Consider the following 23,248-nt stretch of genomic DNA (forward strand, 5'->3'; position numbering starts at 1 on the left):
TTGAGGCGACCAGATGACCAAGTCCGAGCTGATCAACCGACTGGCTGAGCGTTATTCCCAGCTGGTGGCGAAAGACGCGGAATTCGCTGTCAAGACCATCCTCGATGCGATGACCAACGCCCTGGCGACCGGGCAGCGCATCGAGATCCGCGGTTTCGGCAGCTTCGCGCTGAACAGCCGGCCCCCGCGCATCGGCCGCAACCCGAAGTCCGGCGACAAGGTGATGGTGCCCGAAAAACGGGTGCCTCACTTCAAGCCTGGCAAACAGTTGCGCGAGCGGGTGGACGCCATGGTCGGGCAACCGATCATCGAAGACTGAAGTCGTCTGCGAGTCTGCAGACAAGAACGGCGTCCCTTTGGGGATGCCGTTTTTTTTGGCGGGTGCGTGTGTTGGCGGTATGCGTGCAAACTTGGATCCCGGGATGACGTTGGGAGAGAGCGGTGGTTAAGCATGCGTCGCTGGTGTTTGTACCGCTCACCTAAAAACCGTCGTTCCCGCCACTTCCGCCGCGTCCAGTTAGCCGGTCCTTGCACCACGAACCGTCCAGCACCGCCACGCCTTTTGAAATATCATGTTGGATATGCGACACTGCGCCATTGCGCACTCAACCAGCGGCCACTCCCGATGAAATTCGTTTCGACCATCGCCGGCTTCATCCTGTTCGTGCTGTTCTTCGGCTTCGCCCTGAAGAACACCCAGGAAGTCGACCTGCATTTCTTCCTCAACTACGAACTGCGCGGCCCGCTCGTGCTGATGCTGCTCGCCTTCTTCATTGCCGGCGCCGCCCTCGGCATCCTGGCCCTGACGCCGACCATGTTCCGCCAGCGCCGCCAGACCTCGCAGCACAAGCACACCATCCAGGCCCTGCAGAGCGCCGCCGGGACCGGCGCCGCCCAGCCGCAGCCGGATGCCGTGAACCCGGCGCTGTAAGCCTTGCTTGCTCGCCACACAGAATAAAAATACATGGAATTCGAAATCTGGATGCTGCTTGGCATCCCCTTTTTCTTCGGCCTGGGCTGGATCGCCGCCCGCGTCGACATCAATGAAATCGTGTCCGAGTCGCGCTCCCTGCCGCGCGGCTACTTCAAGGGCCTGAACCACCTGCTCAACGACCAGCCGGACAAGGCCATCGATTCCTTCATCGAGATCGTCAAGCTCGATCCGGAATCGGCCGACATGCACTTCGCCCTCGGTAACCTGTTCCGCCGCCGCGGCGAGACCGAGCGCGCCATCCGGGTCCACCAGAACCTGCTGTCGCGTCCCGACCTGCCCGGCGAAGAGAAGGCCCAGGCCCAATACGAACTCGGCATGGACTACCTCAAGGCCGGTCTGCTCGACCGCGCCGAAGAGACCTTCAACCTGCTGGTCGACACCACCTATGCCGTGCCGGCGCGCCGCGCGCTGCTGGAAATCTACCAGCGCGAAAAGGAATGGCGCCGTGCGATCGACGTTGCCGTGGGCCTGCAGGAATCGGGCGCCGGCGCGCGCCAGAAGGAAATCGCCCAGTTCTACTGCGAACTGGCACAGGACGCCATCGTGCACCTGCAACCGACCGACGCCATGCAGCTGCTCGACCAGGCGCTGCAGGTCGACCGCTCCAGCGTGCGCGCCACCATCCTGTATGGCGACGCCGAGCTGGCCCAGGGCGATACCGAGGGTGCGATCATGACCTGGCGCCGCGTCGAGCACCAGAGCGTGCCGCACGTGGCCCTGGTGGCAGCCCGCCTGATGGACGGCTACCGCAAGGTCGGCCGGCCGCAGGAAGGCGTCAACCTGCTGCGCGCCTACCTGCTCGAGGCTTCCTCGATTGACCTGGTGGAGGTGGTGTTCAAGGCCGTCATCGAACTCGATGGCGTGGAAGCGGCCAAGGGCCTGGTGATCGAGGAGCTGCGCCGCAATCCGACCCTGCTGGGACTGGACAAGCTGCTGGAGGCGCGCCTGATGGACGCCCCGGCCCATATCTGGGAAGAGCTGTCGATGGTGAAGAACCTGGTGCAGCGCTATACCCAGAAGCTGGCGCGCTACCAGTGCAGCCACTGCGGCTTCAAGGCGCGCCAGTTCTACTGGCAGTGCCCGGGCTGCAGCCGCTGGGAGACCTACCCGCCGCGCCGTACCGAAGAACTCAACGTGATGAACTGATGCGGCACCTGGCCGCATCGAGAAGAGCCCATGACTGACCTGACCCCGAGCCGCCTGCTGGCGGCTGACAGCTTCCGCCAGCAGGCGGCCCCGCAACTCTCGAACGTCCGCCTGCTGGTGGTGGGCGACGTGATGTTAGATCGCTACTGGTTCGGCGAGGTCTCGCGCATCTCGCCGGAAGCCCCGGTGCCCGTGGTGCGCATCGAGCGCCGCGAAGAGCGCCTGGGCGGCGCCGCCAACGTGGCGCGCAATGCCGCCGCGCTGGGCGCCCATACGGGCCTGCTGGGCGTGACCGGCAACGACGAAGCGGGCGACGAAGTCGAGAAGCTGCTCGCGGGCGCCGCCATCCACAGCTACCTGAAACGCGACGACGCGATCTCCACCATCATCAAGCTGCGCGTCATCGGCCGCCAGCAGCAGATGGTGCGCATCGACTTCGAGGATGCACCGACCGAAACCGTCCTGCGCGACAAGCTCGACCAGTTCAAGGCGCTGCTGCCCGACTACGACGTCATCATCATGTCCGACTATAACAAGGGCGCGCTGGTGAACGTGGCCGAAATGGTGAAGGCCGCGCGCGCGGCCGGCAAGATCGTGCTGGTCGACCCGAAGGGCGACGATTTCTCGCCCTACCAGGGCGCCACCATCCTGACCCCGAACCGCTCGGAGCTGCAGCGCGTGGTCGGCACCTGGAAGACCGAGGAGCAGCTCACGGAAAAGGCCCAGCGCCTGCGCATCGAGCTGGGCCTGGACGCCTTGTTGCTCACGCGCTCGGAAGAGGGCATGAGCCTGTACAGCGCCGACGAAGTGCTGCACGTGCATGCCGACGCGCGCGAAGTGTTCGACGTCTCGGGTGCGGGCGACACGGTCATTGCGACCCTGGCCGCCATGCTGGGTGCGGGCGCGCCGCTGGCCGAAGCCCTGGCGACGGCCAACCGGGCCGGCGGCATCGTCGTCGGCAAGCTGGGCACGGCAACCGTTACCCGCGAAGAACTGTTCCCGGTTTGATCTGCATCAAGTCCTGGCCGTCAACGGTGGCGGGGCAGTTCCGTTAGTGCAGGGTGGGCGGCGTCGTCGTCCATCGTGCGAAAACCAACGGAGAAAAAATCACATGATCAAGAAACTGATGCTTGCTGTCGCCGCACTGGTCGCTTCGACCAGCTTCGCCTTCGCCCAGGTGGACGTCAACAAGGCCGACGCCGCGCTACTTGACGGCGTCAAGGGCGTGGGCCCGAGCATGTCGAAAATGATCCTCGACGAACGCGCCAAGGGCGAGTTCAAGGACTGGGCCGACTTCCAGCAGCGCGTGAAAGGCGTCGGCGACAAGAAGGCCATGAAGCTGTCGGAAGCCGGCCTGCAGGTCAACGGCAAGGCCAAGGAAGGCGCGGCGGCCAAGCCGGCTGCGGCGAAGGCGGAGAAGACTTCCGCCAAGCAGGACGCCAAGGCCACGCCTGCGGCGCAGAAGGCGGCGATGTAATCCGGCTGCCCCCAGCTAAAACCCGCGGCAACGCGGGTTTTTTTATGGCACGCGGGACGATGCGATCCCGAATCAAGCGCTCAGATTCGGCATTTTTCATGAAAGATTGTCGAGAAAATCAAATATTTGTTGGATTGGAACAACATTATTGACGAATTTGTCAATGAGAAACTGTCCGTACGGTATTCTACTGATTGCCGTTGGGAAACTAAAGGCGTGCATCCCGCGCGCCGGTCCAGCCCCTTCATTACGATATCGCCATGACAAAGAAGTCCCTCACGATCGGTGCCCGCCTCGCAATCGGCTATGGCGCCGTATTCTTCCTGATGATAGTCCTGACTGGCCTGGCGATCAGCCGTGTCGGACAGATCGACCGTACCCTGAACCGCATCAACGACGTCAACAACGTCAAGCAGCGCTACGCCATCAATTTCCGCGGCAGCGTCCACGACCGTGCGATTGCGCTGCGCGACGTGGTGCTGTCCGCCGACCCGGCCGCCGCGGCCGCGCCAAACGGCCTGATCAAGACACTGGACGAGAATTACGCCCGTTCGGCCGCCCCGATGGACAAACTGTTTCTGGAACTGAAGGAAATTTCTCCGGCCGAGAAAGAAGCGCTGGCCGCGATCAAGGAACAGGAGCGCCGCACCAAGCCGCTGATCGAGCGCGTCAGCGCGCTGCAGGCCGCAGGCCAGGTACAGGAAGCCAATGCCATGCTGGCGCAGCAGGCGGCGCCTGCCTTCGTGGATTGGCTGGCCAGCATCAACCGCTTCATCGACCTGCAGGAAAAGCTCAATAACGAGGATGCCGCCGGCGCCCGTGCCGTGGCCTCCGGTTTCTTCGGCTGGATGGTGCTGCTGTGCGTGGGCGCCATCGCAGCCGGCGCCATGGGCGCCTGGTACATCGCCCGCGGCCTGCTGCGCCAGCTCGGTGGCCAGCCGGACTACGCCGCCTCGATCGTCGGCGCCATCGCGGCGGGCGACCTGGGCGTGAGGATCGAAACCGCAGCAAGCGACCGGGGCAGCCTGCTGTTCGCCATGAAAGGCATGCGCGACAGCCTGGTGGGCATCGTCGAGCAGGTGCGCAACGGCACCCTGAGCATCGCCAGCGTGTCGACCGAGATCGCCAATGGCAACCGTGACCTCTCCGGACGTACCGAGCGCCAGGCCGGCACCCTGGAAGCGACTGCCGCGTCGGTCGAGCAGCTCACCGCCACCGTGCGCCAGAATGCGGACAATGCACGCCAGGCCAATGCGCTGGCGGAATCGGCGTCGGAAGTGGCCCTGCGCGGCGGCGCCGTCGTGTCGCAGGTGGTGGAGACGATGGCTTCGATCAATGCCTCCTCCAAGAAGATCGTCGACATTATCGGCGTCATCGACGGCATCGCCTTCCAGACCAATATCCTCGCGCTGAACGCAGCCGTGGAAGCGGCCCGAGCTGGCGAGCAGGGCCGTGGCTTTGCCGTGGTGGCGACCGAAGTGCGCAGCCTGGCGCAGCGCTCGGCTGCGGCGGCAAAGGAAATCAAGGAACTGATCGGCAGCTCGGTCGAGCGCGTCGACGCCGGCGCGCGCCTGGTGGACGAAGCAGGCACGACGATGGACGATATCGTCAGCTCGGTGCGCCGCGTCACGGACATCATGGCCGACATCACCCATGCCAGCGCCGAGCAGAGCACCGGCATCGGCCAGGTCAACGAGGCAATTGGACAGATGGACGAAGCCACCCGCCAGAACGCGGTGCTGGTGCAGCAGGCAACCGCCTCGGCTGCATCGCTGGAAGCGGAAGCCGAGCGCCTGGCGCAGGTGGTGAGCGTGTTCCGGCTGGATGCGGCGCGGCAGCCGGGCGCCACACCGCCAAGGCTGGCGCTCGCCGCTTGACCACCGCAAGGGCTGCCGCGGCAGCCCTTTTTTTCATGGCATGGCCAAGCCATGCACCTCAGGTCCTGTATTGACTGACACGGGGCAATCCGCATGAGAAGATGTGCATATCACCCTGCAAACAAACCAGAAAGGTACTCATGCCTCACGCACGCATTTCTTCGTCCTTGTTGGCGGCACTGCTCGCTTCCGCCGCCGCTTCCGCCGCCGCTGCTCCTGCGCCGGCGACCCCGGCCGCCCCGAACCTCAAGCGCCAGCAGGCGCAGATCAACAAGATCGTCGCCGAGATCTCCCCCAAGCGCATCGAAGCCCATGTCGCCAAACTGGTGAGCTTCGGCACCCGCCACACGATGTCGGAAACCGAATCGGAGACCCGCGGCATTGGCGCGGCGCGGCGCTGGATCAAGAGTGAGCTGGAGCGCTGCGGCGCCGGCACCTCACTGCAAGTCGCCTTCGACAGCCACATCGCCCCAGTCTCGGCGCGCATCTCGCGCCCGACCGAGATCGTCAACGTGGTCGCCACGCTGCCGGGCACCCAGGACGCCTCGAAAGATCGCCTCTACGTGGTCAGCGGCCACTACGACTCGCGCGTCACCGACGTGATGAACTACACCGCCGACGCGCCGGGCGCGAACGACGACGCCTCCGGCACCGCCGCCGTGATGGAGCTGGCCTGCGTCATGGCCAAGTACAAGTTCGACGCCACCATCGTGTTCATGGCGGTGGCTGCCGAGGAGCAGGGCCTGCTGGGCGCGCGCCACTGGGCCGAGCAGGCACGCAAGAAGAACCTGAACGTGGCCGGCATGTACACCAACGACATCATCGGCAGCTCGCGCGCCGACAATGGCAAGGTGGACAACAAGCAGGTGCGCCTGTTCTCGCAGAGCGTCCCGGCCACCAAGGAAATGAGCGAGGCCGTGCGCCAGCTGGTCGCCACCGGCGGCGACAGCGATTCGCTCTCGCGCCAACTGGCCCGCCACACCAAGGAGCAGGGCGAGCGCTACGTGAAGGACTTCAAGGTCTCGGTGATTCACCGCGCCGACCGATACCTGCGCGGCGGCGACCACATGCCGTTCCTGGAGCAGGGCTATGCGGCGCTGCGCTTTACCGAGCCGGCCGAAGACTTCGCGCACCAGCACCAGGACTTGCGTACCGAAGACGGCAAGGTATACGGCGACCTGGCCAAGTTCAACGACTACGATTACATCGCCAAGGTGGCCCGCGTGAATGCGGCCTCGCTGGCCTCACTGGCGCTGGCCCCAGCCGCGCCGCAGCAAGTCAAGCTGCGCACCGACAAGCTGACCAACGATTCGACCCTGGTGTGGCAGGCGAATGCGGAACCGGACCTGGCTGGCTATCGCATCGTGTGGCGCGACACCACGGCCGCCAACTGGCAGGGTTCAAAATGGGTCGGCAACGTCGTCGAAGCCACCGTGGACCTGTCGAAGGACAATGTGTTCTTCGGCGTGCAGGCGGTGGACAAGGACGGCAACGTCAGTGTCGCTACCTACCCGCTGCCGCAGCGCTGATATAGCGCAATCTTTCAGGACCGGAGGGCGGCCTCGAGCTAGAGGCCGGCCTCATACGCCAGCTTGCTGTCCGGATTAGAATAGCGGTTTAGGAAATCGCGAGAGAGCAAGGCATGGCTTACAAGACCATCGAAGACACGATCGGCAATACCCCGCTGGTGCGCCTGGTGCGCCTGCCCGGCGCAGACGCCGCCGCACGCAACAACATCATCCTTGGCAAGCTGGAGGGCAACAACCCGGCCGGTTCGGTAAAGGACCGCGCCGCCATGTCGATGCTGCGCGGCGCCGAAGAGCGCGGCCAGATCAAGCCGGGCGATACGCTGATTGAAGCGACCAGCGGCAATACCGGCATCGCGCTGGCGATGGCGGCCGCGATCCGCGGCTACAGGATGGTGCTGCTGATGCCGGACAACCTGTCGATCGAACGCCGCCAGAGCATGGCCGCCTACGGCGCACAGATCATCCTGACGCCGAAGTCGGGCGGCATGGAATACGCACGCGACATGGCCGAACAGATGCAGAAGAACGGCGAGGGCATCATCCTCGACCAGTTCGGCAACCAGGATAATCCGCGCGCCCACTACGACACCACCGGTCCGGAAATCTGGCGCGACACCGAAGGCCGCATCACCCATTTCGTCAGCGCCATGGGCACGACCGGCACCATCATGGGCGTGTCGCGCTACCTGAAGGAACAGAACGAAGCGGTGCGCATCGTCGGCGCCCAGCCGGAAGAAGGCTCGTCGATCCCGGGCATTCGCAAGTGGCCGGAAGCCTACCTGCCGAAGATCTACGAGCGCGCGCGCGTGGACCAGGTCGAGGCGGTGAGCCAGGCCGCGGCCGAGCAGATGGCGCGCCGGCTGGCGACCGAGGAGGGCATCTTCTGCGGCATCTCGGCAGCCGGCGCCTGCGAAGTGGCGCTGCGCATCTCGCAGACGGTCGAGAACGCGACCATCGTGTTCGTGGTCTGCGACCGCGGCGACCGCTATTTGTCGACGGGCGTGTTCCCCGCTTGAGCTAAACCCGCAGCCAATAAAAAAGCCATCCGACGGATGGCTTTTTGCTTATCTCGCGTCCAGGAAGCCGATGCGGCGACGTCGAGCTGCACGCCGTGTTATCAAACTCCTGGCTACAACTGGCGAGGCAAGCGAAGGGCCTTGGCCCAGCAGCTTGCCCGCCGGCGATTACGCCTCTTTCGATGGCGACGCGCCTTCTTTCGGCTTGAACTGCTTGTCGCTGATGCGGAACTTGGCGCGGCGGTCGCCCATCAGGTAGCGCAGGTCGCGGATCGACAGGTCGCTGACTTCGTGCATGCGGATCAGCAGCGAAGCGCCGACCGGCAGGCGGTGGTGGCGGATCTTCGAGATCACCGGCGGCGCCACTTCCAGGGCGCGCGACAGTGCTGCGTCGTTCTTCAGGCGCAGGTTCTCGATGAGGGTGTCGAGCAGGCGGTTCGGGTTGTATTGCAGGAGTTCATCGGACTCCGAATCGCTGTTCATATCGATGCCGACTTGGTTTGTCATGATTCAATATCCTATTTTGGGTTGACGGAGTCCCCATGCGGCGCTCGACTCCGAATCTGGTATTTCGTAATTATCTATTCAATTGTACAACTAATTCTCAATCTGATACTCACTAGCAACAAGAATCAGACAGCTATCCTGAGTATTGTTGTCTGAACGCAACAATAGCCCCAATGCAATTCTCTCATAAAGTCACGGAAATATTAATTGTTTTTTGATTAAGCGTGAGTGTAGAACCATCCGGCCCTAGATGCCGCACAGTATGGAAACGGTCGACAGGATTGCAAGAAAACGGGGAGTATGAGACGCGAGGGGATGTTTCTGTGGAGAATCTAGGTCAGATTGGTGCATACCCCCGGGGGGTATGCACGAAAAAGGGGAGTGTTGATGCGGCTACAATAAACATTCAGGCGTTACAACTCGATACAAACTTTCCCAATAGGCAAGGGCTAATCGGCGCGCGACTGCCGAACTGCACGGCCCAGCTCGATGACCGACATGGCATAGAAATAACTGCGGTTGTACTTGGTGATGGCAAAGAAGTTATCGTTCGCGACCCAATATTCAGTTGCCTCGGCGCCATTTTGCAGGTCGACCAGCCCATACAGGCGCTCGGCCGGCAGGGGCGCCGTGGCCGTCACACCGGCCGCGCGCAGCTCTTCCGGGCGCAGGGTGGCGGCTAGGCCCCGGTTCAGCAGGTTATCCCAGGCGTGGTTGGGCGATACGTCGGCCGCGACCGCAGGCGCGCCGCGGTATTCCGGGTTCCAGCCGTGCTGGACCAGGAAGTTGGCCACGCTGCCGATCGCATCCTCAGGTGAGTTGCGCAGGTCGATCTGGCCGTCGCCGTTGAAGTCGACGCCAAATTTCAGGATGCTGCCCGGCATGAACTGCGGCATGCCGACTGCACCCGCAAACGAACCGAGCAGCGAGAAAGGGTCGACGCGGTGTTCGCGCGCGAACAACAGGGTTTGCGCCAGTTCGCTGCGGAAGAACTGCATGCGGCTCGCGCGGTTCGGCGTGTCAGGATATCCGAAGGCGAGCGTGGCAAGCGTATCGAGCACGCGGAACTTGCCGGTGTCGCGGCCATAGATGGTCTCGACACCGATGATGCCGACGATGATCTCGGCCGGCACGCCATAGGCTGCCTCGGCGCGTGCGAGGGTCGCGGCATTCTCGTTCCAGAAACGTACGCCGGCGGCAATGCGGATCGGTTCGATGAAGCGGCTGCTGTAAACCTGCCAGTTCTTCGGCTTACCCGGCGGCATGGGCTTGACCAGTTGGACGGCCGAATCGATGAAGCGGGCCTGGCCGAACAGCGACTCCAGGTAAGCGCGCTCAAAACCGTGCTGGCTCACCATCTCATCGATGAACTCGCGCATGGCCTGCCATTCGAGGAAATTGCTGTGCTCGCCGTCGTAGTCGATCACGGCGGCAGCCGGCTTGGCCTTGATGACGTGGCTGGCCTTGATCGAGACCTGCTTGCCGGCCTTCGAGGCCTTGGCCTTGGATTTGCCAGGCTTGGCCTTGGCGAAAGCGGTACCGGCGTGCGGATCCTTCGCGGCGGCATCGGCTTGCCCGATCGGGGCAAAGGCCAGTGCCAGCGCGGCAAACAGGGGAACAATGGATTTCATCTAACTTGCGACAATAAACTCTTCAAGATAGCGGCCAGCCGCAGGCTGGCCTGGGGCTGGGGTGGCGCATAGCGCCATGCGCTGTAGCGGCGCAAGAACTCGGCGGCGGCTTCACGTGATGGCGGCGCCAGCTGCTGGGTGGCCGCGATCCGGGCCGCATAAGAGGTGGGCCCTTCGTCCGCTGCACGGGCCAGGCCCAGGTAGGCAAGGCGCTTGCATAAGGAAGAGTATACCGCTTCGATAGGATCAATTTCCCGACGGCGAAGCAAAAATCTGCCCAAAAGCAACACAATCAAGGCAAACGTTGTCAGGGCGATAAAACGCCAGCCGCCCATGCCCGACTGCAGGCTTTTGAGGACGCCGCGCTGGCGTTCCGGCGTATAGTTCAGCACCCACTGGTTCCAGCCGTTGTTGACCGCGCCGATCGCATTGCGCAGGCGCCCCAGTACCGAATCACGCCCCAGGCCGAACATCGACATGCCGCGCAGCGCATCGATACCGAAAGGCGCCGGCGCTTCCACGGCCGAGGCCAGGCCTCGCCGCACGCGTTCCGGCGCCACGGCGGCGGTCGGATCCACCCGCACCCAGCCGCGCCCCTGCATCCAGACTTCGGCCCAGGCGTGGGCGTCGGACTGGCGCACCGTCATGTAGCCGTCGATCGGATTGAGTTCGCCGCCCTGGTAGCCGGTGACCACGCGCGCCGGGATGCCGGCCGCGCGCATCAGGAAGACGAAGGCGCCGGAATAATGCTCGCAAAAGCCCGAGCGCGTCCCGTACAGGAATTCGTCGACCGAGTGGCGGCCGAGCAGGGGCGGCTCGAGGGTGTAGCTGAAAGGCTGTTCGCGGAACTGGCGCAGCACGGCGTTGACGCGGCGCGCGGGCTCCGGTTCACGGCGCAGCGCAAGCCCCGCGGCGAGGGCGCGTGGATTGAAACCGTAGGGCAGCAGCAGCCACTGGTTCGGGTCGTCCAGCGCATCAAGGCGATCGAGCGTGTAGGCGGGGTAGGAGGCCATCGTGTAGCGCACGCGCTGCGCCAGCGGGCGGCTGCCGGTCATCTCGAGTTGGTGCGAGACGCTCACCTTGTGTCCGGCGATGGCCGGCAGGTGGCGCGGCATCTCGAGCGTGAACAGCCAGCGGGTGTCGGATGGTTCCAGCGTGACCTCGTAGCGCTGCGGCTCGCCGCGTACGCGGAGTAGCACGCTGGCGCGCGTCGGGGCCGAGCCGCCGCGGGTCCAGGCCACGCCATCGAAGGCGTCGAGCACCAGGCCGCGCCAGTAGAGCTGGCCCTTTTCCGGCACGCGTCCATGAAAGCGCACCCGGAACGCCGGGTCGTTCGACATCGCCAGGTTGGACATCTGGCCCGGGGCCATGCGGTCGGACAGGCCGGATTTTCCGCCGCCGCCTCCACCGTCGCCGCCCGGCATGCTCCACAGCGGCCCGCCCAGGCGCGGGAACACCACGAATAGCACCACCGCGATTGGCGCGGCGAACAGCAGCATCCTGGCGCCCAGGCGGAGGCGCTCGCGCAGCGGCGGCACCTTGCCGGTGAACTGGAACGACAACTGGGTGGTAAGCAGGGCCAGCACCGCGGCCACCATCAATAACGCGCTTCCGATGCCCTGGGCATAAAAGAAGTTGGTCAGCACCAGGAAGAAGCACAGGAAAATCACCACGTACAGGTCGCGGCGCGCGTGCATCTCCAGCATCTTGAAGGCGACCAGCAGCACCAGCATCGCCACGCCGGCGTCGCGCCCGAGAATGGTCCCGTAGCTGAACTGCACGCCGGCCATCGCGACCGCCGCAATCGGCAGCAGCACCAGCGTGGACGGCATGCGCTTGCCGCGCAGCGTGACGGCGGCGCGCCAGGCCAGCGTGGCGGCGCACAGCAGCGACACCCACAGCGGCAGGTGGGCGGCATGCGGCGCCAGCACCAGCAGCGCGCTCCCCAGGAGCAGCAGGGTGTCGGCTTTGTCGCGCGGCAGCGCCTTGAGCGCCTGCACCTTCATGCGGCTTCCTTCAGGCCATACAAGGCCAGCGCGCGCAGGCAGGCCGCCTGATGGGCCGCGCCCATGGCGGCCTCGTAGTGGGTGGCGTCCAGGCGGAAGGCATAGGGCAGGGCGCGCTGCTCGGCGTCGAGCACCCAGCGCGTCATGCGCGACAGGCGCAGTTCCAGGTCGAGGGTGCCGGGGAGGGCGGCGAAATCGAGCACCAGTTCGTCGCTGAGGCCGCCTTCGAAATGCTTGGTCACGAGCTGGCCGCCGAGCGCCGGGTCGAGCCGCGCGATCTGGCGCCAGGCCAGCTGGCGCGGCGAGTCGCCCGGCTGATAGTTGCGCACGCCGGCGAAGTCGTCGTTGCCCCCGGCGCGGCCGCTGCCGGCGCCGCTGCCGTTTGAAGGCAGGGGCGGCGTGCCTTCTTCCGGGCGCGGGTAGACCAGGGCCCGCGCGGCCGGACGCCAATAGCTCCAGGCGCGGAACAGGCCGAGCGGAAAGCCCGTGGACAGCACCACGCGCGCCGGCTGCAGCCAGCCGCGTTCGGTGGTCGGCACGCCGAGCAGCACAGCCGCGCTGCCGTGGGCCGCGATATCGGTGACGTGGCGCGGCTCGCGGATGTCGGCGAAATCGATCCAGACGCCGTAGCGCGCCAGCGCCGTGCGGTTGGCCAGGTGCAGTTCGAACTGGGCTTCCTGGCCGGCGAAGACGGCGGGCACGCGGCCCTGCTGCAGGCGCAAATGGGCCAGGTTACGATAGGTGAAGACCATGTCGACCAGGGCGCAGGACAGCGCCAGGAAGGTCAGGGCGAAGCCCAGGCCGAGCGTGTAATTGATCGACCCGATCAGGAGCACCAGCAGCAGCACGGCGAAGCCGATGCCGGCGCGCGAAGGCAGGATGAAGATGCGGTGCTGGCTCAGCACCACTTCGCCGGCATCGAGCGTGCCGCGGCGCGGCAGCCACTTGCCGGTCGTGCGGCGCGCCCAGCCCCGCAGGCCTCCGGTTGATCGTCCCAGCTCCGCCGCCATTTACAGCGCGACCGACTTCTGCAGCTGCAGCACCAGGTCGCGGCTGGCCAGCGCCATCCCCTGCGCCGCCTTGAGCGGGCGCAGGCGGTGGGCGCACACCGGCACCAGCACGGCCTGGATGTCTTCGGGGATCACGTGGTCGCGCCCCTCGAGCGCCGCCCAGGCGCGGCCGGCCTGCAGCAGGGCGATGGCCGCGCGTGGCGACAGGCCTTCGGCGAACAGGCCGTTCTGGCGCGACGCCTGGGCCAGCGACTGTACATACGTAATCAAGGATGGCGAAGCGTGGATTTCCTTGAGCGCGCGCTGGGCCTGGGCCAATTCAAGCGGCTGCATCGCCGGCTGCAGGGCGCGCAGCATGGCGCGCCGGTCTTCGCCCATCAGCAGCGCGCGTTCGGCGGCGGCGTCCGGATAGCCCAGCGACAGGCACATCAGGAAGCGGTCGAGCTGCGACTCGGGCAGCGGGAAGGTGCCGACCTGGCTGGCCGGGTTCTGGGTCGCGATGACAAAAAAGGGCTCGGGCAGCGGACGGGTGACGCCGTCGGCGCTGACCTGGCGTTCTTCCATCGCTTCCAGCAGGCCGGACTGGGTCTTGGGCGTCGCGCGGTTGATCTCGTCGGCCAGCAGCACCTGGGTGAAGATCGGGCCGGGGTGGAACACGAAGTCGTTCTTCTCGCGCTCGTAGACCGAGATGCCGGCCACGTCGGCCGGCAGCAGGTCGCTGGTGAACTGGACCCGGTTGAACTTCAGCCCCAGCGAGATCGCCAGCGCATGCGCCAGCGTGGTCTTGCCCACGCCCGGCAGGTCTTCGAGCAGCAGGTGGCCGCCCGCCAGCAGGCAGGTAATGGCCAGGCGCACCTGCTGGTCCTTGCCGACGACGACCTGGCCGACCTGGCGTGCGGCGGCATGCAATTGATTGAACATGGTTGGGTTCCGGTGATTCATTCGATACGGGGCGCCATGCTGCCCGTGCGCAGGCGAACGCCGACATGGTAGATTAGCGCCATTGGCAAGCTTCTTACTCCGTCGGCAACAAGCCTTCGCATTGATTCTATGCGAGAAAGGGCGCGCGGGTGAACAGGCGCGGCCGCGCATGCATGGAGCATGAGCGGTCCGGCACTAAAATACGCACGCACAGAACGAGCACAATGAGCACAGCAATCTACAGCCACCCCGACTGCCTGCGGCACGAGATGGGCGACTGGCACCCCGAATCGCCGGCGCGCCTGCAGGCGATCGACGACCAGCTGATCCGGGCCCGCATCGACAGCCTGCTGGAAAAACGCAGCGCGCCGCTGGCCGACATGGCTGACATCCTGCGCAACCACACGCCCGGCGCGGTGGCGCTGGTGCGCGACCACGTACCGCCGGAAGGCGATTATTATCCGCTCGACGGCGACACCATCCTCTGCCACTACAGCTACCAGGCGGCGCTGCGCGCGGCCGGCGCGGCGGTGGCGGCCACCGACGCCGTGATCCGCGGCGAAGTCGACAACGCCTTCTGCTCGGTGCGCCCGCCGGGCCACCACGCGACACCGAGCGAGCCGATGGGGTTTTGCTTTTTCAATAACGTCGCGATCGCGGCGCGCCATGCGATGGAAGTGCATGGGTTGGAGCGCGTGGCCATCGTCGACTTCGACGTCCACCACGGGAACGGCACGGCGGACGCCTTCCGCAACGATCCGCGCGTGCTGATGGTGAGCCTGTTCCAGCATCCCTTCTACCCGTATTGCGACCCCGAGCCGATCACGGCCACCAGCGTGAACGTGCCGGTGCCGGCGCTGTGCGACGGCGAGGTGGTGCGCAATCTCGTGACGGAGCTCTGGCTACCCGCGCTGCATGCGCACCGGCCGCAGATGATCTTCGTGTCAGCCGGCTTCGACGGGCATTGCGAAGACGACATGGGCGGCATCGGCCTGGTCGAGGCGGACTATGCGTGGATCACGCGCCAGGTGATGGGCATCGCCAAGCAGTATGCGCAGGGGCGGATCGTCAGCTGCCTCGAGGGCGGGTATGCGCTGTCGGCGCTGGGGCGCAGCGTGGTGGCGCATGTGAAGGTGCTGGCCGAGCTCGAGTAGCGTGTGCGGCTGCTCGGCGAAATCAGCGGGAACAACGGTTTTTCGGTAGCAGGTCCAAGGATGCCCAACCGTCATCCCTACCATGAGAACCGTCATGCCCGCCACTGGCGGCTATGACTTCCCGCGTAGGCGGGAATCCAAATTAATTATTCCTGCAGCCAGCCTCAGCGCGGAACGCAGCCTCCATCCCCCGGATCTAACACTTCCTCGACACTTCGCCTGCGTGCCGCCGTGCTGTTCGACGCGTCCGTACACGGCGACACGAACAACCGGGAGAAGACCGTGAGATCAATCCGCATCCTCGGTGCGCCGTGCCTGTTCCTCGCGTCCAGCCTGGCAGCGGCCGCCAACTACACCCTCTGGATCAACGGCCGCACCGGCGGCGGGGCGATCGGCAACTACAACGACTTCAGCTACTGGGGCCCGTCCTCCACCGCCGCAGGCGTGAACAAGAAGGCGGTCAACTGGGACGGCCGCAACAGCATCGCCACGCAAAACGGCAAGATCCGCGACGCCCTCGACTGCTTCTGCACCGGCGCCAACTGGTGCTACATCGTCACCCACAGCGCCGGCGACCTGATGATGGGCTACACGCTGGCCAATTACGGCGGCTCGCAGCGCCTGAAGAAGAACGCCAGCCCCAACACAGCCGGCACATGCGCCAACAGCGACGGCAGCTATCAGGCCGGGTGGAACATCAAATGGGTGCGCGCGGCCTCCGGCGCGGCCGGCGGCTCGGAGCTGTCCGATGCCGGGTCCTGGACCACGTCCGAGCCGCTGGTGCAGGACCTCAAGACCAGCACGGCGCGCGCCATGTACAACCACAACACCACCTACAACATCTGGTTCTACATGTATGCGGCGGCCAGGGGCACGGCTTATTCGCTGCTGCTGCCGGGGCAGGACGACGAAGTCGTGGCCTACCACAGCACCGGGGGCGTGTCCGGCAGCTCGGGCAGTTCCTACTGCAACCCGCGCGACTGGTTCTGCAACGACCTGACCCTCGGCACCGCGGCCAACCAGGGCGGGCGCGTCAAGTGGGCCTACCACTCGGTGGTCTTCCGCGACGACGGCGAGGACTACAGCCACTACCTTGGTGGCAGTTGGGGCGGCATCGTCGGCGTGGTGCGCAGCGCGGTGGTGAACACGGCCCAGTAAGCCGTCCGATCCAATAAAGCGACACTCCACTGCTTTTCCAATTGTGCAAATTGACAGGGGTAAATGTCGGGCATAGAGTCGAACTCAGCCGTACATACGGCCGACAACGACGACAAAAGGAGAAAGACAGTGAGACAAATTCGCGTCATCTGCGCGCTGTGCCTGTTACTCGCGTCAAGCCTGGCATCCGCCGCCAACTACACCCTGTGGATCAACGGCCGCACCGGCGGTGGGGCGATCGGCAACTACAACGACTTCACCTACTGGGGCCCGTCCGCGACTGCGGCGGGCATCAACAAGAAGGCCGTCAACTGGGACGGCCGCAGCAGCATCGCCTCGCAAAGCGGCAAGGTACGCGATGCGCTCGACTGCTTCTGCACCGGCACCAACTGGTGCTATGTCGTCACCCACAGCGCGGGCGACCTGATGATGGGCTACACCCTGGCCAACTACGGCGGCTCGGCGCGCCTGAAGAAGAACGCCAGCGCCGCTACGAGCGGCGTATGCGGCAACAGCGACGGCACTTCGCAGACCGGGTGGAACATCAAGTGGGTGCGCGCGGCGTCCGGCGCCGGCGGCGGCTCCGAATTGTCCGACGCCGGCTCCTGGACCACGTCCGAGCCGCTGGTGCAAGACCTCAAGACCACCACCGCGCGCGCCATGTACAACCACAACACCACGCGCAACGTCTGGTTCTACATGTATGCAGCGGCCAGCGGCACCGCCTATTCCGGCATCCTGCCGGGCCAGGACGACGAAGCCGTGGCCTACCACAGCACCGGCGGCGTATCCGGCAGTTCGGGAGGCTCGTATTGCAACCCAGGCGACTGGTTCTGCAACGACCTGTCGCTGGGCACCGCGGCCAACGAGGGCGGCAGCGCCAAGTGGAGCTACCACTCGGTAATCTTCCGCGACGATAACGAGGCCTACAACCACTACGCCAACGGCAACTGGGGCGGCATCGTGGGGGTCGTGCGCAGCGCCGTGGTGAACAGTGCCTACTAGGCGGACGCCTGCTGAGTCACGCGGCTGGCGCCGCTACACCTTGCCCCTCGGGCTTGGCGTGGCCGCGCTGGCCGCAGTGGGACTCTGGCTGCAAGGCGGCGCGGAACAGTCGGCTCCCCCCGCCGCCTCCGCGCCGCCGCCCATCAAGCCCCAGTTCTTCGGCCAGGTCGGCGGCAGCGACGGCGTGGTGATCCCCAACGAGCGCGCCGAGCGCCGCCGCCAGCTGCTCGAGCAGGTCCAGCTCACCGACCACACCTATTGCAGCTACCGCGAGGGCAGCAAATACCCGATGGAGTCGCGCCCGGCCGCGCACAATCCGGACCAGCTGCAGCCGAACCAGCCGGTCACCGAGATGCACCCGATGCGGGTTGAAGGCGGCGGCACCAGCGGCACGGTGCTGCTGCAGACCTCGCAATCCCATGTCTACCTGGCGGCCGGGGAATCGGCCGCCTTCTCGCTGCGGGCCGTGAATGCGCAGGGCGAGACCGTGCCGCTGGTGGTCACGCGCGCGGTCGCCCAGGGCATGACCTACGGCGCCAGCCGTGCCACGGGGCAGGTGGCGCTGGCCTTCCTGGACGATGGCGCCGGCGCCGATCCGGTGGCGGGCGACAATGCCTTTGCGGGCGTGCTGTCCCCGGCCCAGACCGGGCTGGCGGGCTTTCACGGCACCATCCGCACCGAAGTACGTTATACGGCGGGCGGACGAAACGGCTTCGCGCTGTTCGACGTGGTGTACACGCCGACCCTGCCGGCCACCTGGAGCGGGCAGGTGCGCGAGGCGGTCGAGGACGGGTCGCTCAACTTCTACCTGCGCGCGGACGTGCGCCAACCGGGACGCTATATCGTCACGGGGCGGGTGGACGACGCGCGCGGCAGGCCGTTCGCGGTGGCGACTTTCAACGAGGTGCTCGAGACCGGCCCGCGCGAGATCAAGCTGACGGTGTTCGGCAAGCTGATGACGGACGAAGCGCCAGCCTTGCCCTTGAGCTTGCGCGACGTCGACGGCTACCTGCTGCGCGAGAACGTCGACCCGGACCGCCTGCTCATGCCGCGCCTGCAGGGACGCGTGTATGCCAGCCGCACCAGGTCGATGAACGGAGTATCGGATGCGGAATGGCAGAGCGAGGAACGCAGCCGCTACCTGGCCGAATATGCAAAGGACCGGAAGATGGCGAGGGCTAAGCTGGAAGCGTTCGAGCCGGGCCAGCCGCTGCCGCCGAGCGCCTGCGAGCCGCCGGCGCCGGCGCGCCCCTAGACCGGCAGCAGGGGAAAGCGGTCGACCAGGCAGGCGGCGCCGATGACGCCGCACAGCATGCCGAACGCGAACCAGCGTGCAAAGGTTTTTTTGAAGCCGGGGTGAGTGACGAGACGCATCGTAATTCTCCGCATTGCAGCGTGTGATAAAGAATCACGAGTCTGCGCCGATCACCATCAAATGCGTTGCAATGCATCAACAGATCGGCCAGAACGTCGGTCGGTTGCTTCGATGCCGCAGCACCAGCGTAAAATAGCGCCCTGATTGAAGATGAGAGAGTAGAGCATGTCGATACAATGGTTCCCGGGGCACATGAATGCGGCCAAGAAGGAAGCCGCCGAGCAGATGGAGAACATCGATCTGGTGATCGAAGTCCTCGACGCACGCCTTCCGGAGGCGAGCTGCAACCCGCTGGTGGACCAGCTGCGTAATTTCCGCCAGCGCCCCTGCCTGAAAATCCTGAACAAGACCGACCTGGCCGATCCGGTCGCCACCGCCGCGTGGAAAGCCTTCTACGAAGCGCGCAAGGGCGTGACCGCCTACCCGATGACGACCAAGAGGCCGGCCGACGTTGCGCGCATCCCCGACCTGGCCCTGTCGCTGGCGCCGCATCGCGGCGTGCCGACCAAGCCGCTGCGCATCATGATCATGGGGATCCCGAACGTTGGCAAATCGACCCTGATGAATGCGCTGCTCAAGAAACGCGTCGCGAAGGTGGGCGACGAGCCGGCCGTGACCAAGGTCCAGCAAAAGCTTTACCTGGGCAAGCACACTGTGCTGGTCGACACCCCCGGCATGCTGTGGCCGAAGATCGCCATGGCCAGCGACGGCCTGATGCTGGCCGCCAGCCATGCGATCGGCACCAATGCGCTGATCGAGGAAGAAGTGGCTGAATTCCTGGGCAACCTGCTGCTGGAGCGATACCCGCAGCTGCTCACGGCCCGCTACGGCTTCAAGACCGACGGGATGGACGGCATCTCGGTGATCGAAGGCGTGGCGGCGCGGCGCGGTTTCCGCGTGCGCGGCGGCGAATTCGATTACGAAAAGGGCGCGCATACGCTGCTGCAGGATTACCGCACCGGGGCGCTGGGGCGGATCAGCCTCGAGACGCCGGAAAGCCGCGCTGCGGCGTTGGCGCAGCATGCGGCCGAGGTAGCCGAGAAGGCGCGCCTGGCGGAAGAGAAGGCGGCCAAGAAGGCGGAAGAGGCGGCGCGCGGCAAGCGCGGCACGTGACCCCTAGGGTGGCGGCTCGTGATCTGGTCCACTGGACCAGATCACCCCGCGCGTTCAAATCACGGTGATGCCGCCCGTACGGCGGTTCAAACTACAACAATCACCGCGCGGGCGCGAAGACCCGCCCACCCTGCGAACCGCGCACCCGCGCCAGCTCCATCAACCCGAACAGCCGCGCGCAACGCATCCACGCCAGCGCCAGCACCGCCAGCTGCGCCAGCAGCAGCCCGCCCACCAGGCTGCCCGCACCCAGCGCCGGCACATTCAGCCGCGCCACGGCCAGCGCACCCGCCAGCCCAAGACCCAGCACCGTCACCGCCACATAAAAGCCGAGCGCCGCCACGGGCCGCCGCGCCAGCAATCCCAACCCATCACGCCATGCCAGCACTGCCGATTTGCGCCGGCGGTCCAGCGCCAGCACCGCGCGCCCCGCATCGAGCGTGGCATGCGCCAGCAGCACCAGGATGCCCGCGACGATCGCCGCCCCCAGCTGCGCATTGCCGGCCGAAGATTCCAGCACCGCCGTGGCGGCATGTTCGTCCGCCGCCCCGACCGCCATGGCGCCCAGGAAGCCGGCCAGGCCGAGCGGCACAACCGCCCACAGCATCATGCGCAGCAGCCGCCCGTATTCGTGCACGCCGCCGGCGGCCAGCGCCGCGAAGCCGATCGGGGCCGGGGCGCGCGCCGCGGTGATGGCCGCACCGGTGAGCAGCGGCGACAGCAGCAGCGTCATCGCCAGCGCCACCAGGCCGCCGCTGGCCAGGGCCGAGGCATGCTGGCCGTGCAGGCTCAGGATGTCGGAAATGGCGACCAGGTCGAGCGCCCTGGCCATGGCAGGGGCGTGCACCGAGCGGTCGAAGGCGGCGCCCAGCATGCGCCAGATGGGCAGCACGGCCACCATCGCCGGCAGCAGCAGCGCCAGCAGCCAGAGCAGCATCAGGCGCCATTGCAGGGCAGGGCGGAGGGCACGCAGCAAGCCATGTTGGGCAGGGGCGGCGCAGGGCGCAGTAGCTTGCAGCGCCGGCGCTGCGACAGGAGCATTCATGGTCGTCATACGGTAGCGATCAAGGACAGGATGAGTTGGACAAGGGCCGCGGCTTCGCTCGCCCAGCGGGTCGATGCGCTCGTATCCGGCTGCATGGTGCGGCTGTCGTCGAGCTTGTTCACGTCGAGGTAATGGCTGCGCTGCGGGTCGAGTTCGGCCGACAGGGCGCGTGCCGGCTTGCTCCAGCTGAAGCTGCGCCACTTTTCATCGGCGTCCCACGCGACGGTCTCGCTGCTGCCGTCTTCGAACTTCACGACCAGCGTCTGCGGCACGCCGGCGCCCTCGCGCCGCACCGTCACCTGGGTGCGCCAGGGGAAGGGGCCCGTACCCTTTTTCGCCTTCGGATTGGCTTTTTCCCATTGTTTGCGGATCTCCGCGATGCGTTTGTCCAGTGCAGTCTCGGTCTCTTCAATGCGCTTGCCGTTGGCGATGTGCGTGCCCGCCAGCGGCAGCTCTTCCTCGCTCGATAGCGCGGACACGCGGTCGTCCACGCGCGAGGTCGCATACACCTGCTTGGCAAAGACGTCTTCGACGGCAGCCCGTGCGCGGCTGCCGTCCGCCAGTGCTTCGCGCAAGTCGGCGATGCTCGGGTGACGGAATTGCCAGCGGCGGTAGTATTCCTTGAAACCACGCTCCATCGCCGCGCTGCCGATGCGCGCCTCGAGGTCGCGCAGCACGGTTGCGCTGCGGGTGTAGACCGGGCCGATGCCCTGCAGCCGTTTCCATGCGTTCTGGCCCGGCGCATCGGCCGGCTTGTCGCGCGGCGATGCCATGCGCAGGGTATCGAAGGCCGCAAACGCGGGCGCCACGCCGATCCGCTGGAGGAAATGCGGCAGCGGATGTACCTGCTGGCCGCGCTCGCGCAGCATGCGGGTGTCCCAGTATTCGTTCAGGCCCTCGTCCAGCATCGGTTCCTCGAACTCGTTGCTGGCCAGGATGCCGTAAAAATAGCCGTGGCCGAATTCGTGGATGGTCACGCCATCAAGCTCGTATTCGGCCAGCGACTTGGCCGGCACCTCGGCATAGCCCGAGGCGGTAATGAAAGTCGGGTATTCCATGCCGCCCGCTTCCTGGGCATTGTGTGGCGGGATCACGACGGTCAGCGTGCGGTAAGGGTAGGGGCCGAGCGTGCGCGCGAAGTAAGCCAGTGCATCCTTTGCCGCCTTCATCGCCGGCCGGGCGCTGGCCGCGTACTCCGGCGGGTAGAGCACCCGGATGGTCACGGGCGGGCTGCCCGGGCCGTTCCAGGTCTCGACCAGCGGGGCAGCGCTGCGCCGGTCGGCGGTCCAGGCGAAATCGTGCACGTCGTGCTGCACGTAGCGGTGGGTGAGCTTGCCATTCTTCTCAAACGGTGCGCCCTGCAGTTCGCCGGTGGCGCCGACCGTATAGCCCTTCGGGACGCTCAAGCTGACGTCGTAGCTGCCGAAGTCGGCGTAGAACTCCGAATCCATGTGGAATTCGTGGGCGTTCCAGCGCGGCGCCGTGGCCCCGCGCTCGCCCGGCAGTTCGAGCACCGCGATCTTCGGGAACCACTGCGCCACCAGGTGGAAGCTGTCGAAATAGCCGGTGCGCGCGGTTACGCGCGGCAGCTGGGTCGTAAAGGCCATGTCGAGCGTGGTCGAAGCGCCCGGAGCCACGGCTTGCGGCAGGTCCAGGCGCGCCACCGTGTGGTCGGTGGCCGGGCCCTTATCGGGCTGGACGAAATGCCAGGCTACCTGTGCGCCGCCCTGGCGCACGCTGCGCAGGGCGATATGGCCCCATTCGCCGGCCCCGCTGTCCTTGCCGCTGCGGAAACGTTCGCCGCGCTCGCGCTGTTCGGTGTAAAACGTGCTGCCTTCGCCCTCGAAGGCGTTCATGTAGAGGTGGATGTAGACACTGCGCACCGGGACGGCGCTTCGGTTGCGCCAGGTGAGCTGCTGGCGGCCCGTGACAACGTGTTTCACCGGATCGAGCGTGGCTTCGATCCGGTAATTCGCGACACGGTCCGACAGCGTGGCCAGGCTAGTGTCGCGGATTCCACCCCAGGCAGCCGGGCTGCTCGGCACAGTGACCGCGGCGGCATCCGGCGCCGCCAGGGCGATGCCGTCGAGCGATGGCGGCACGACGCTCGCCGGCGCCTCGGCCTGGGCCAGCCAGGCACTGGCAGCGCCAACGGCCAGCAGCGCGGCCAGCACGGCGGCGCGCAGGCGCCCATGTTTTCCTTGCAGGTGCATGCAGCACTCCTTGTCGATGTTGTCCTTCTACTTGCTCGACTATATCCAGACGGTGGCCGAAAGGCCAAGCT

21 protein-coding genes are annotated in these 23,248 nt (G+C 66.0%); 13 read left to right on the forward strand and 8 right to left on the reverse strand.

Annotated features, from left to right (window positions below):
* The first annotated feature begins 13 nt into the window (after window positions 1–13).
* The 8 genes from AC56K1_RS16635 (at window position 14) to cysM (ending at window position 8,039) form a co-directional block, all read left to right on the forward strand.
* Complete coding sequence (locus AC56K1_RS16635) at window positions 14–319, forward strand: integration host factor subunit beta (RefSeq protein WP_027864826.1); 306 nt, start codon at window positions 14–16, stop codon at window positions 317–319.
* A 306-nt stretch (window positions 320–625) separates the two neighbouring features.
* Entirely contained in the window at window positions 626–931 is a 306-nt protein-coding gene (locus tag AC56K1_RS16640) for a LapA family protein (RefSeq protein WP_497158907.1), read from the forward strand.
* Between the two features lie 33 nt (window positions 932–964).
* Window positions 965–2,140: a lipopolysaccharide assembly protein LapB gene (lapB, locus tag AC56K1_RS16645; RefSeq protein WP_497158908.1), complete on the forward strand. Its 1,176-nt coding sequence runs from the start codon at window positions 965–967 to the stop codon at window positions 2,138–2,140.
* Window positions 2,141–2,170: 30 nt separating this feature from the next.
* Window positions 2,171–3,148 carry a D-glycero-beta-D-manno-heptose-7-phosphate kinase gene (gene rfaE1, locus AC56K1_RS16650; protein WP_497158909.1) on the forward strand — a complete coding sequence of 326 codons (978 nt, stop codon included), beginning with the start codon at window positions 2,171–2,173 and terminating at the stop codon, window positions 3,146–3,148.
* A gap of 103 nt (window positions 3,149–3,251) precedes the next feature.
* Window positions 3,252–3,617 carry a ComEA family DNA-binding protein gene (locus AC56K1_RS16655; protein WP_497158910.1) on the forward strand — a complete coding sequence of 122 codons (366 nt, stop codon included), beginning with the start codon at window positions 3,252–3,254 and terminating at the stop codon, window positions 3,615–3,617.
* 260 nt (window positions 3,618–3,877) lie between these two features.
* Entirely contained in the window at window positions 3,878–5,494 is a 1,617-nt protein-coding gene (locus tag AC56K1_RS16660) for a methyl-accepting chemotaxis protein (RefSeq protein WP_497158911.1), read from the forward strand.
* Between the two features lie 140 nt (window positions 5,495–5,634).
* Window positions 5,635–7,023, forward strand: a complete 1,389-nt coding sequence (locus tag AC56K1_RS16665) for a M20/M25/M40 family metallo-hydrolase (protein ID WP_497158912.1) — start codon at window positions 5,635–5,637, stop codon at window positions 7,021–7,023.
* 113 nt (window positions 7,024–7,136) lie between these two features.
* Window positions 7,137–8,039 (forward strand): cysteine synthase CysM, encoded by a 903-nt coding sequence (gene cysM, locus AC56K1_RS16670; RefSeq protein WP_497158913.1) that lies wholly within the window; start codon window positions 7,137–7,139, stop codon window positions 8,037–8,039.
* 168 nt (window positions 8,040–8,207) lie between these two features.
* Here cysM and AC56K1_RS16675 read toward each other — a convergent pair whose 3' ends face one another.
* The 5 genes from AC56K1_RS16675 to AC56K1_RS16695 all read right to left on the reverse strand — a co-directional run bounded on the left by AC56K1_RS16675 (window position 8,208) and on the right by AC56K1_RS16695 (window position 14,114).
* Entirely contained in the window at window positions 8,208–8,546 is a 339-nt protein-coding gene (locus AC56K1_RS16675; RefSeq protein WP_171086272.1) for a hypothetical protein, read from the reverse strand.
* 449 nt (window positions 8,547–8,995) lie between these two features.
* Window positions 8,996–10,177: a lytic murein transglycosylase B gene (mltB, locus tag AC56K1_RS16680; protein WP_497158914.1), complete on the reverse strand. Its 1,182-nt coding sequence runs from the start codon at window positions 10,175–10,177 to the stop codon at window positions 8,996–8,998.
* Window positions 10,174–12,183, reverse strand: a complete 2,010-nt coding sequence (locus AC56K1_RS16685; protein WP_497158915.1) for a transglutaminase TgpA family protein — start codon at window positions 12,181–12,183, stop codon at window positions 10,174–10,176. Before AC56K1_RS16685 ends, mltB begins: the two co-directional genes overlap by 4 nt.
* Complete coding sequence (locus AC56K1_RS16690) at window positions 12,180–13,193, reverse strand: DUF58 domain-containing protein (RefSeq protein ID WP_497158916.1); 1,014 nt, start codon at window positions 13,191–13,193, stop codon at window positions 12,180–12,182. The genes AC56K1_RS16685 and AC56K1_RS16690 overlap by 4 nt, the downstream gene beginning before the upstream one ends.
* Window positions 13,194–14,114, reverse strand: a complete 921-nt coding sequence (locus AC56K1_RS16695) for an AAA family ATPase (protein ID WP_497158917.1) — start codon at window positions 14,112–14,114, stop codon at window positions 13,194–13,196.
* 224 nt (window positions 14,115–14,338) lie between these two features.
* Between AC56K1_RS16695 and AC56K1_RS16700 the strand changes: the two genes are divergently transcribed.
* The 4 genes from AC56K1_RS16700 (at window position 14,339) to AC56K1_RS16715 (ending at window position 18,686) form a co-directional block, all read left to right on the forward strand.
* The gene (locus AC56K1_RS16700; RefSeq protein WP_497158918.1) at window positions 14,339–15,268 is read left to right on the forward strand and encodes a histone deacetylase family protein; all 930 of its coding nucleotides are present in this window, start codon (window positions 14,339–14,341) and stop codon (window positions 15,266–15,268) included.
* A 282-nt stretch (window positions 15,269–15,550) separates the two neighbouring features.
* Complete coding sequence (locus AC56K1_RS16705) at window positions 15,551–16,426, forward strand: hypothetical protein (RefSeq protein ID WP_497158919.1); 876 nt, start codon at window positions 15,551–15,553, stop codon at window positions 16,424–16,426.
* A gap of 129 nt (window positions 16,427–16,555) precedes the next feature.
* On the forward strand, window positions 16,556–17,431 hold the full coding sequence (locus tag AC56K1_RS16710) for a hypothetical protein (protein ID WP_497158920.1): 876 nt from the start codon (window positions 16,556–16,558) through the stop codon (window positions 17,429–17,431).
* Window positions 17,432–17,471: 40 nt separating this feature from the next.
* Window positions 17,472–18,686 carry a hypothetical protein gene (locus AC56K1_RS16715; RefSeq protein WP_497158921.1) on the forward strand — a complete coding sequence of 405 codons (1,215 nt, stop codon included), beginning with the start codon at window positions 17,472–17,474 and terminating at the stop codon, window positions 18,684–18,686.
* Here AC56K1_RS16715 and AC56K1_RS16720 read toward each other — a convergent pair.
* Window positions 18,683–18,805, reverse strand: coding sequence for a hypothetical protein (locus AC56K1_RS16720; protein WP_497158922.1), 123 nt, complete (start codon window positions 18,803–18,805; stop codon window positions 18,683–18,685). The genes AC56K1_RS16715 and AC56K1_RS16720 overlap by 4 nt on opposite strands.
* Before the next feature lie 193 nt (window positions 18,806–18,998).
* Between AC56K1_RS16720 and ylqF the strand changes: the two genes are divergently transcribed.
* Window positions 18,999–19,919: a ribosome biogenesis GTPase YlqF gene (gene ylqF, locus AC56K1_RS16725; protein ID WP_497159035.1), complete on the forward strand. Its 921-nt coding sequence runs from the start codon at window positions 18,999–19,001 to the stop codon at window positions 19,917–19,919.
* 100 nt (window positions 19,920–20,019) lie between these two features.
* On the opposite strand, the gene AC56K1_RS16730 is transcribed toward ylqF, so the two are convergent.
* Window positions 20,020–20,973, reverse strand: a complete 954-nt coding sequence (locus AC56K1_RS16730; protein WP_497158923.1) for a hypothetical protein — start codon at window positions 20,971–20,973, stop codon at window positions 20,020–20,022.
* Window positions 20,970–23,177 (reverse strand): M1 family metallopeptidase, encoded by a 2,208-nt coding sequence (locus AC56K1_RS16735; RefSeq protein ID WP_497158924.1) that lies wholly within the window; start codon window positions 23,175–23,177, stop codon window positions 20,970–20,972. The genes AC56K1_RS16730 and AC56K1_RS16735 overlap by 4 nt, the downstream gene beginning before the upstream one ends.
* Between the last annotated feature and the right edge of the window lie 71 nt (window positions 23,178–23,248).

The organism is Telluria sp. ZB4P37 (genome assembly GCF_059685855.1).

What these genes read in the sequence shown, in the direction of transcription:
- AC56K1_RS16635 (WP_027864826.1), top strand. Translation starts at nt 14, where the DNA reads ATGACCAAGTCCGAGCTGATCAACCGACTGGCTGAGCGTTATTCCCAG.
- AC56K1_RS16640 (WP_497158907.1), top strand. Translation starts at nt 626, where the DNA reads ATGAAATTCGTTTCGACCATCGCCGGCTTCATCCTGTTCGTGCTGTTC.
- lapB (WP_497158908.1), top strand. Translation starts at nt 965, where the DNA reads ATGGAATTCGAAATCTGGATGCTGCTTGGCATCCCCTTTTTCTTCGGC.
- rfaE1 (WP_497158909.1), top strand. Translation starts at nt 2,171, where the DNA reads ATGACTGACCTGACCCCGAGCCGCCTGCTGGCGGCTGACAGCTTCCGC.
- AC56K1_RS16655 (WP_497158910.1), top strand. Translation starts at nt 3,252, where the DNA reads ATGATCAAGAAACTGATGCTTGCTGTCGCCGCACTGGTCGCTTCGACC.
- AC56K1_RS16660 (WP_497158911.1), top strand. Translation starts at nt 3,878, where the DNA reads ATGACAAAGAAGTCCCTCACGATCGGTGCCCGCCTCGCAATCGGCTAT.
- AC56K1_RS16665 (WP_497158912.1), top strand. Translation starts at nt 5,635, where the DNA reads ATGCCTCACGCACGCATTTCTTCGTCCTTGTTGGCGGCACTGCTCGCT.
- cysM (WP_497158913.1), top strand. Translation starts at nt 7,137, where the DNA reads ATGGCTTACAAGACCATCGAAGACACGATCGGCAATACCCCGCTGGTG.
- AC56K1_RS16675 (WP_171086272.1), bottom strand. Translation starts at nt 8,546, where the DNA reads ATGACAAACCAAGTCGGCATCGATATGAACAGCGATTCGGAGTCCGAT.
- mltB (WP_497158914.1), bottom strand. Translation starts at nt 10,177, where the DNA reads ATGAAATCCATTGTTCCCCTGTTTGCCGCGCTGGCACTGGCCTTTGCC.
- AC56K1_RS16685 (WP_497158915.1), bottom strand. Translation starts at nt 12,183, where the DNA reads ATGAAGGTGCAGGCGCTCAAGGCGCTGCCGCGCGACAAAGCCGACACC.
- AC56K1_RS16690 (WP_497158916.1), bottom strand. Translation starts at nt 13,193, where the DNA reads ATGGCGGCGGAGCTGGGACGATCAACCGGAGGCCTGCGGGGCTGGGCG.
- AC56K1_RS16695 (WP_497158917.1), bottom strand. Translation starts at nt 14,114, where the DNA reads ATGTTCAATCAATTGCATGCCGCCGCACGCCAGGTCGGCCAGGTCGTC.
- AC56K1_RS16700 (WP_497158918.1), top strand. Translation starts at nt 14,339, where the DNA reads ATGAGCACAGCAATCTACAGCCACCCCGACTGCCTGCGGCACGAGATG.
- AC56K1_RS16720 (WP_497158922.1), bottom strand. Translation starts at nt 18,805, where the DNA reads ATGCGTCTCGTCACTCACCCCGGCTTCAAAAAAACCTTTGCACGCTGG.
- ylqF (WP_497159035.1), top strand. Translation starts at nt 18,999, where the DNA reads ATGAATGCGGCCAAGAAGGAAGCCGCCGAGCAGATGGAGAACATCGAT.
- AC56K1_RS16730 (WP_497158923.1), bottom strand. Translation starts at nt 20,973, where the DNA reads ATGACGACCATGAATGCTCCTGTCGCAGCGCCGGCGCTGCAAGCTACT.
- AC56K1_RS16735 (WP_497158924.1), bottom strand. Translation starts at nt 23,177, where the DNA reads ATGCACCTGCAAGGAAAACATGGGCGCCTGCGCGCCGCCGTGCTGGCC.